The following is a 9,193-nucleotide window of genomic DNA, read 5'->3' as shown; positions in this document are numbered from 1 at the left end:
CTTCAATACTCTTTTTATCAAAATACAACCCTACAACCAATCCATCTTGTGACAAAAAAAGGCATATAACCGAAATTATATGCCTTATATTAACTTGTACAAATAGATTAACTCAAGATATAATATCGTGAATCACACAAGCTATTTTTGCTATTGAGAAGCAATAAAGTCCCCACTACTATTGTTCTCTGTTGACAAAAATAAAAATCTTTCTTAAACAAAAAAGTTAATAACGCGATTTTAACGTTAGATTTATTTCATAATATGTGATTTATTCTAAATTTAGAATCTCTTTATACGCAGAACTAAGTTTAGTGATAATATCAGAGGCTAATATACAATGAGGGTGTTTATCTTCAAGGACAAAATCTCCAGCCAGACCATGCAAATAAACTCCAATAAGTGCCGTATGTTCACTATTGTACCCCTGTGCAAAAAGCCCCGTTAAGATACCTGTCAATACATCACCTGTTCCTGCAGTAGCCATTCCCCAATTACCCGTAGAATTAAAGTAAATATCACCAGATGGCAAAACTATTTCACTATGCGCTCCTTTAACAACTACAACTACGTTATGCTTAGCTGTAAAACCTTTAACTAACTCCATTTTTTCAAAATCTGATGTCCAACCACCAAGTAACCTTTCTAATTCTTTTGGATGAGGAGTTAAGATACTTCCAGGAGCTAAAAACTTAAGTAAACTATTATCTGATGCCAAAATGTTTATAGCATCAGCATCAAACACCATTGCCTTATTTGTGTTATCCTTCAAAAATGCAGCAAATCCTTTTACAGTGTCTGCGTTTTGCCCCAAACCTACACCTATACCTATAGCTTGATAAGAATCAGTTTCTGGAAATAAACGAATATAATCAGCTTCATTATCAGTTAAACACATCACTTCACTGATTGTTGACTGTAAAATTGAATATCCACATTTTGGCAAATAAGCAGTTACTAACCCTGAACCAATACTAAGAGCTGCTTTACTCGCTAATGCTACTGCTCCAATTTTACCATAACTTCCCCCAATGATTAAGCTATGACCAAATATACCCTTATGAGCAAACTTAGTAGGAGTGTGTAATAATTCTTTAACTATTGCTTTATCTAAATAATAATTTTTCGTTTCGAACAAACTAAGCGTTTGTTCATCTAAATTGATATCCACTACTGTAAAGTCTTTAGCCCACTGTGCAGATTCTGGCAAAAGCAAAGCTAATTTAGGCGAACCAAAAGTATAAACCATATCCGCTTTAAAAACAATAGAGTCATTAGCAGTGGCAATATCAGCAAACATACCTGATGGCATATCTATGGATATTCGGTCTTGACACACGGCAGTATTTAGCAAATCAAACACTTGTTTCCACTCTGAATCAATTGCTTCTGTTAAGCCCATTCCAAAAAGAGCATCAATAATAATATCGTCTTTTTTAATAACAATATTGTGCTTGCTTGGCAAGAACTTCTCTATTTTAATTCCTCTATCATCAAGCATTTCTTGGTTCTGACTATTATCTGGAGTATACTTTTTGTTTTGATGTAAATACACCTTTACAAATGCTCCTGCCTCTTTTAATAATCTTGCAATAGCTAAACCATCGCCCCCGTTATTGCCTTTTCCGCAAATAATCACAAAGCTATTGTGATACAACTTATGTCTATCCTTCAGTATTTCTACAACTTTACTTGCTGCTCTTTCCATCAATTTGAAAGAGGAAATATATTGATTGTCAATTGTTTGTTTATCTAACAACTGCGCTTGATCGGTCTTTAGTATTTTCATGACTGTGTTTTTTTCAAATGTTTAAGGGGTTAAACCAATGTAATATTAAGCATAAAATGCACCATATTGTACAACAGACTAAATGTATACCTTATTTACACATAAAGCAAAGGTATTTCTTGTTGTAGATTAAGTATCCAAGCTCTTGTCCTATCCTATCTTTGCCTTAACAAAAACAAACAAAACAATCAAATGAAAATAACCGCATTTGCAGCAAGTAACAGCTCAAGATCAATAAACTTAGAATTAGTAAAAAACGTAGCAAGTCAATTCAACAAAGACCAAATCAACCTATTGGATCTAAACGACTTTGAAATGCCAATATATTCACAAGATAGAAATGATAAAGGAATCCCTGAAAAGGCGACCAAATTTAATGAGATAATGCAGCAAAGCGATGTAATCATAATCAGTCTTGCTGAGCACAATGGAACCTTTAGTACTGCCTTTAAAAATATCTTTGATTGGGCTTCAAGAGCCGATATGCAAGTATTTAAAAATAAACCAATGTTATTGCTTTCAACCTCTCCTGGTGCAAGAGCAGGTATGGGAGTTATGCAAGCTGCTCAAAGTATCTTTCCTTACTTTGGGGGCAATATCAAAGCTAATTTCTCTTTACCAAGTTTCCACGACAACTTTAAAGATGGACAAATTGTAAATGAGCAATTAAAGCAACAATTGGAATCAACTTTAGAAAGCTTCAAACAAGCTTTGTAATTTTTTTCATACACTAACTTTTTATAATTGTGTTATTTCCCTATAATCGATGCCCAAGGTTATAGGGATTTTTTATTGGCATAAATTAAGTGATAAATTTCTGATAACACCAATACACTAATGAGCTTTAAAGGAAACTCCCACTTTAAGTACTAACTTAATTAAACGTTATAAAAAAACGAAAAAATTATTCACTGGGTAAAGGTTTTCTTATTCTTTGCGCATTTCGTACTTTTGTAAAACCTTACACAAAGTGCTTGTTTTGTTTCAGAAAAACGACATCCTTGTACTTATCTACTTTTATGTAATAACCATTAAGCTAACAAAACAACTTACTAGCCCTATTATTACATATAATAAAAAACTTAAAAGACTATGAAAGATAATTTTTTTGTCACTTTAGTAAGACAAGAAAGTAAAACGCTATTTAAACTCAAACACAGTGAACGTTTATGGCATATTCCATTAATGGCTATGCTAGCAACGGGAATCCCCCTTTTAACTGGATGGTACTTTGACAACTTACAAGCTGGACTGTTGGCCTGTTTAGCAGGGCTTGTTATTCTATACCTTCCCTCTAATATTCCAACACCTCAACGCATGGTAACCATGCTTGTTTGTTCCTTTGGATTCATGCTTTCCTTTGCCGTCGGAATTACCTTTAGTTTTAACCTATACCTATCGGCTGTTGCCTTTGGTATATTCACAACAGCAGTTCATTGGTTAACCCTGTATTTTAACACAAGACCACCTGGTAGTTTCTTCTTTATCATGGTAGCTTCGATGTCCAGTAATATGCCTTTTGAATTAGCCACCATACCCACAAGACTTGGATATGTGGTTATGGGAACCATGTTTGCTTGCACCCTTGCCCTAATTTACAGCATTATTGTAGGCAAAAAATACAACAGTACAAAAAGAATACAACTCATAAAACCAGTGCCAATAAAAGAGCAATTAGACTATCTAATTCGCGCTGTAATTGTCGGTAGTTTCATGTTTATAGCTTTAATGGTCGGAAACCTTTTGAAATTCGATAATCCTTATTGGATTCCGATCTCATGTGCAGCCATTATGCAAGGAATCTCTCTGTATCACGTTTGGCAAAGAGCACTTCAACGCATTACAGGTACTTTTATTGGTTTAGCGCTGTGTTGGATATTAATTTCCATATCCGACTCCCCTTTATACTTTTGTATTTGTATAATGTTCTTACAGTTTGTTATCGAAATGTTTATCTCGCGAAACTACGCTGTTGCAGTGATTTTTATAACAGCTCTAACGGTACTACTTGCCGAGGCTGCTAACCCCATTATCACCACACCAAACATCTTAATTAAAACGCGTTTTATAGATATTGTCATCGGTAGTTTAATTGGAGGTGTAGGCGGTTGGTTTTTACATCACGAATACCTTCGAAACCAAACAAGAGATCGTTTACGTACAACGCGATTACAGCTGTTAAAACAAAGTAGAAAAAAACGAATCAAACAAACTAAATAAAAAAGGACTGCCAAAGAGCAGTCCTTTTTAGATTGAATGAATACCAATCTGTTTTATTTATTTCCGTGATTATAATCATTCTCTTTGTTAGGCGTTTTATACGTCCATTTATTTCCGTAGTCTGGCGCCATCTCACCTGCTAATGAAGTTGAGAAGTTACCACCTTCGGCAGCTGACAAACGAACAATTGTCTTATTCCAACGCTTGTAATCAAACCAATCAAATCCCTCACCCCATAATTCAAGACCTCTGTATTTTACAATCTCTTGGAATAATTCATTCCCATTTTTGTTAACAGTGTAATCTGGATCGCGGTTAGTCTTAGTATTAAGCTCAACTAATAATTCGTTAGCCCCTGCTTCGTCTCCTAAGTAGTATTTTGATTCGGCTTGAATTAACAACATTTCTGAAGCTCTAAAGTGATTCAAATGACCTACTCCTGGCAATTCGTTAGCCTTAAACTTAAATTGCATATAAGCAGCAACTTTTGCAGCACCATCAAGATCAGGATACTTCTCACGAGCATCTACATTCATTTGGGCCTTAGCACTTTTAACAATTCCATCATCGTGGTTATATGAGTCTGAAGGATAAGGTCTTGGATCAAGAAACAATCCTTTTCTAATATCTGTATCTGGCAAAACATCATACAATTCTTTAGCTATGCGCTTAGGGTAAGATTTTACTTGAGTTGTATTAGCATTATACCCCACATAAGCAAAGTAAGAATAGTAGTGTAACTGCTCTGTACTAGCTCCGTAACTACTCCAAATCCATTCAGAGTTTGGCGTTGCAAAACCGTTTTGATACTCCTCGGTTGTCATTAAAGGATACTTCTCACGAGCTAAACCAGCCTCTTGTGCAGCTGTAGCATAATCTTGTCTATTTAGAGCTGCTCTTGCATGAATAGCGTGAATCACGTCTTTATTAATAACAAAGTTCTCAGTCTTACGATCAAAATTCGTACTACTAAAAAATGCTTTAGCATTATTTAAATCCTCATATATCTGAGCATAAACATCTGCCATAGTAGCAAACTCTAAATCTTTAGGCTCTTTATTTGTCAAACGAAGTGGCAAAGCTTGGAACTTACCATCGTTACTATCAACCCAACGCTGTCCATAAATTTGCAACAACATAGTATAGGCATATGCTCTATAACCTAATGCCTGCGCTTTTAGGTCTTTTTTATCGCTTTCTGGTCCTGTTGCCGAATCAACATTTTCAATTACGTCATTTGCATTACCAATCAACATATAATAATAATGCCAAGGAAAGTAATTGTAACTACTATCTAAAGTTAAAAAGTGTTTACCCATTACTTGATCTCCAGCCGCACCTTTCAAGTTTGCTCTGAAATTCTGACCTGGGTATTCTCCATAGTATAACTTTATAGTCCCCTCTCCATTGAACCCTTGAGAACCAATATGTTGAGCAGTCATAATCTTTGCCAGACCATTAACTAACATCTTTACATTCTCAGTGGTCTGAAATACTACATCTGGTGAAGTCTTATTTGTTGGGTCTGTATCTAAATAATCATTACTACAAGATCCAAGCGACATAACTGCTGCCAAGGCAGCATATTTTAAATAACTAATTTTCATAAATATATTTTTTAGAAACCAACATTAATTCCAAAAATCACTGTACGAGGCACTACATATCCATTGTAATGTATTCCGTTCCATGCTTGTTGCGGGTTCATACCTTTTAATTTAGTAAAAGTATAAAGGTTCTCAACACTTAAATTCATACTTAACGATCTCAATTTTAATGATTTCAATAAGTCTTTGTCAAAATCGTAGTTTAATGTCAAAGATTTAATTGCTAAATAAGATGCATCTTGTAAGAAACGGTCTGAAGTCGCGTTAGCCTCTGTTGAAGTTCCAAAATCTACTCTTGGCGTTCCATTTGAATCTAGTCGATTAGCAGATGATTCAGTCATACCCTCAGGCGCTCCATTCCAAGAATTAAGAATATCCTTGTGAAGAGCCCCTGGTGAACTCGATGCAGTCATTAAACTCTTATATGAATAATCTAATATCTTCCCTCCAATTCCATAAGTTAACAAAGCTGAGAAAGTAAAACCTTGGTGTTTTAAAGAGGTAAAAACACTTCCATCCATTTTCGGTAGTGCATTTCCTGACCATCCTTTCTTAGCATAGCTTGTTAAATTAGTATATGAATTACCATTGATCTCAATAATATTCTCTGCAGGAATCTCAGCAATATCATTGTTCTCAGTATCTAAATAATATAAAGCATCTCCTGTCATTTGATCTACACCTGCATATTTATACAACCAAAAATCGTAAATACTTCTTCCTTCAACACGTTTAAATGGACCAGAAACAATTCCATTTTCTCTGTTCTCCTCCGGTAAAGTAAGGATTTTGTTTTTTAACCATGTTGCGTTTGCTCCTACATTCCACTTCCAGTTTTTATTGCTGATAATATCAACGTCAAAAGAAACCTCAATACCTCTGTTGGAAATACTTCCCACATTACTTGTAATATACGTGTTAGCACTTGTCGGAGATAAAGATCCCATTGATAAAGGCAATTGTAAATCCATTAAAAGATTCTGCGATTGTTTGTCAAAATACTCAACAGTTAGATTCATTCTCTTAAACAATCTTGCGTCAACTCCAAAGTTTGTAGAAGAAGAAGTCTCCCATTTCAAATCTTTATTTTCAACTTGATTCTTATACAATGCAGGTCTTCCACCATTTAATGTTATACTATACAATGGTTTAGCTGCATAATCGTCAACCGATCTATCGTTACCCACTTCACCATAAGAAGCTCTAACTTTTAAATAATCAACGAACTTAACATTAAAGAAATTCTCATTGCTAATTACATAACTACCACCAACTGACCAGAAGTTACCCCATCTGTTATCTGGGTGAAACTTAGATGAACCATCTCTTCTGAATGATCCCTCAACAAAGTACTTATTAGCATAGTTATACTTACCTCTTGTAAAGTAACCTTCTGTTCTATAAGTATCATCATAATCACTTAAAGCACTCATTTCAGAGAAATTAGCCCATTGAATCATACCCGGGAATGTCTCATTAGTCTTTCTACCTGATAAATACGATCTTTCTTGACTGTAATTCTCATGTCCAGCCAATACTTCCATATGGTGCTCCCCAAATGACTTCTCATAGTTAAGGATTTGTTGGCCAGTATAGGTTTTAAATCTGTAGATTTCTCTTCTTGAACGACCTATATTTCCTTTTCCATCACCAATTACAGCGTTGTCATACTTTCTCTCTTCAGAGTTACGCACGTTTAAATCTCCTAACACCTTAAATGTCAATCCTTCGTATAACTTAAATTCTCCAAAGAATTGTCCACTTAAATTATTGCGTACTGTATATTGTTGATTCAATTCATTCTCTTGAATTACGTGGCGTCCTACGTATTGCTTACGAGTATCACCTCCCTCATCATAAACCTTATTACCCATAAGATCATAAACATAGTCACCTGTTAACTTGTCGTGTAAATGCACCGGGTAAATAGGAGCAATATTTCTACCATACATAAATGGATTTCCATAAGAACCATTGTTATCAACCGGATCGGCACTAATACCATTTTTCTCAGAGTGAGCTCCTGAGATATTAGCACCAACTTTCAACCAATCATTTACTTGATAATCAGCATTCACTCGACCCGTAAAACGCTTGTAATCAGAAGAATTAAAATAACTTTCGTTATTTAAGAAACTACCTGAGAAATAAGCCCCTCCTTTATCGTTGGCTACTCGTCCGTTCATATTTAAATCTTGATATAATCCTGTACGTTCAATTGGCTTATACCAATCAAGGTCATTTTTATATCCTGCCAATATTGAAGCCTCAGGAACTAAGTTTCCATTTGCATCAAATAAGGCAGTATCTGGAACATTATAGATATTAAGTCCTAAGATATCAGAAATTAATTTCTCACTTGCTAAAGCAGAAGCTTGTTCACGAGAAACTCCTTTCTTAGGGTCAATCAAACTATTTCTATATCCCGTCCACATTGTTTCCATAAATTCATCTGGTCCAAGACGATCATATTCCTCCATTCCACGAGTATAAACTCCTTGTTTCATGTTGAAATTAAAACTCCCTGTCCCTTTAGATGCTTTTTTAGTAGTAACAAGTACAACTCCATTAGATGCTCTATTACCATATAAAGTAGAAGATGATGCATCTTTTAATACCGACATACTATCAATATCATTAGGATTGATATCTGAAAGATTTCCAGAGAATGGAACTCCATCCACTACTATCAATGGAGAGTTACTTCCACTTTTAGTTGAAAACGATGAAAAACCTCTAATGCGAATCTCTGGTTCAGCTCCTGGTTGTCCTGATGTATTATTTACACGAACCCCTGATGCAGCTCCCTCTAAAGCTCCTAAAGCATTGGTTGCTGAACGCTTTGCAATTTCTTCCGAACCTACCATTGCTACCGCTCCAGTTACTGCTTCTTTAGAAGTAGTTCCGTAAGCAATTACAACAACATCATCCAAAACTTGATCATCACTCTCTAAGACAATCTTATATGAATTTTGCTTTCCAATCTTCACATGCTTTGTTTTGTAAAACACATAAGAAACTTCTAAAACCTGTCCTTCAGATACACTTAATGAAAACGCTCCGTTCTCATCAGCTCCTGCTCCTTGGTCTGTTCCTTGTATTAAAATGGATGCTCCAATAAGCGGCAATCCATCAGCGTCTAATACAACACCTGAAACTGCCTTCTTATTTTGCGCCCAAGCCATGTTTGTTAAAACAAACAACAAAATAATTAAGTAATTTTTTAATTTCATAAAGTTAGTTTTAAGATTTTCTTCACATCGGCGAATATATCACAAATCAAACAAAAAAAAACTTAAAGTAAAATTTTGAAACATTTTTTATACAAATAATTTAATATAAAAAGGAAACTACAATAAATATTGTATAACAATATTTCGAAACATTAAAAATATATACATTTTATTAACACAAAATCATCCTGAAAAATCAGTAATAAAGTCAATTAAAGTTAAATAAAACAAAAATACATTAACACTCACTTAACAGACAGTATTTGTCAAAAAACAAGCCATAAACCAACAGATACATAGGCTTTATAAATGTTAAAATAGAAATCAAAAACACCCCTTACTAC

5 protein-coding genes are annotated in these 9,193 nt (G+C 34.6%); 2 read left to right on the top strand and 3 right to left on the bottom strand.

What is annotated here, in order from left to right:
• Window positions 1-271 precede the first annotated feature (271 nt).
• Window positions 272-1,789 (bottom strand): NAD(P)H-hydrate dehydratase, encoded by a 1,518-nt coding sequence (locus GOQ24_RS14845; protein WP_160340043.1) that lies wholly within the window; start codon window positions 1,787-1,789, stop codon window positions 272-274.
• Window positions 1,790-1,981: 192 nt separating this feature from the next.
• Here GOQ24_RS14845 and GOQ24_RS14840 point away from each other — a divergent pair, with 192 nt between their 5' ends.
• A complete protein-coding gene (locus GOQ24_RS14840; protein WP_155093078.1) occupies window positions 1,982-2,506 on the top strand; it encodes an NADPH-dependent FMN reductase in 525 nt (174 codons plus the stop codon).
• A gap of 375 nt (window positions 2,507-2,881) precedes the next feature.
• Complete coding sequence (locus GOQ24_RS14835; RefSeq protein ID WP_155093079.1) at window positions 2,882-4,009, top strand: FUSC family protein; 1,128 nt, start codon at window positions 2,882-2,884, stop codon at window positions 4,007-4,009.
• Between the two features lie 53 nt (window positions 4,010-4,062).
• Here the strand turns inward: GOQ24_RS14835 and GOQ24_RS14830 are convergent, their stop codons facing one another.
• Entirely contained in the window at window positions 4,063-5,616 is a 1,554-nt protein-coding gene (locus GOQ24_RS14830) for a RagB/SusD family nutrient uptake outer membrane protein (RefSeq protein ID WP_155093080.1), read from the bottom strand.
• A gap of 11 nt (window positions 5,617-5,627) precedes the next feature.
• Window positions 5,628-8,849, bottom strand: a complete 3,222-nt coding sequence (locus GOQ24_RS14825; RefSeq protein ID WP_160340042.1) for a SusC/RagA family TonB-linked outer membrane protein — start codon at window positions 8,847-8,849, stop codon at window positions 5,628-5,630.
• Between the last annotated feature and the right edge of the window lie 344 nt (window positions 8,850-9,193).

It is taken from the genome of Myroides sp. LoEW2-1, from assembly GCF_009767705.1.
Taxonomy (GTDB): Bacteria; Bacteroidota; Bacteroidia; order Flavobacteriales; family Flavobacteriaceae; genus Flavobacterium; species Flavobacterium album_A.
This window is presented reverse-complemented; position numbering and strand designations above follow the sequence as displayed.

Excerpts from the sequence above, each read along its gene's own strand:
- GOQ24_RS14835 (WP_155093079.1), top strand. The coding sequence starts at position 2,882 with ATGAAAGATAATTTTTTTGTCACTTTAGTAAGACAAGAAAGTAAAACG.
- GOQ24_RS14845 (WP_160340043.1), bottom strand. The coding sequence starts at position 1,789 with ATGAAAATACTAAAGACCGATCAAGCGCAGTTGTTAGATAAACAAACA.
- GOQ24_RS14825 (WP_160340042.1), bottom strand. The coding sequence starts at position 8,849 with ATGAAATTAAAAAATTACTTAATTATTTTGTTGTTTGTTTTAACAAAC.
- GOQ24_RS14840 (WP_155093078.1), top strand. The coding sequence starts at position 1,982 with ATGAAAATAACCGCATTTGCAGCAAGTAACAGCTCAAGATCAATAAAC.
- GOQ24_RS14830 (WP_155093080.1), bottom strand. The coding sequence starts at position 5,616 with ATGAAAATTAGTTATTTAAAATATGCTGCCTTGGCAGCAGTTATGTCG.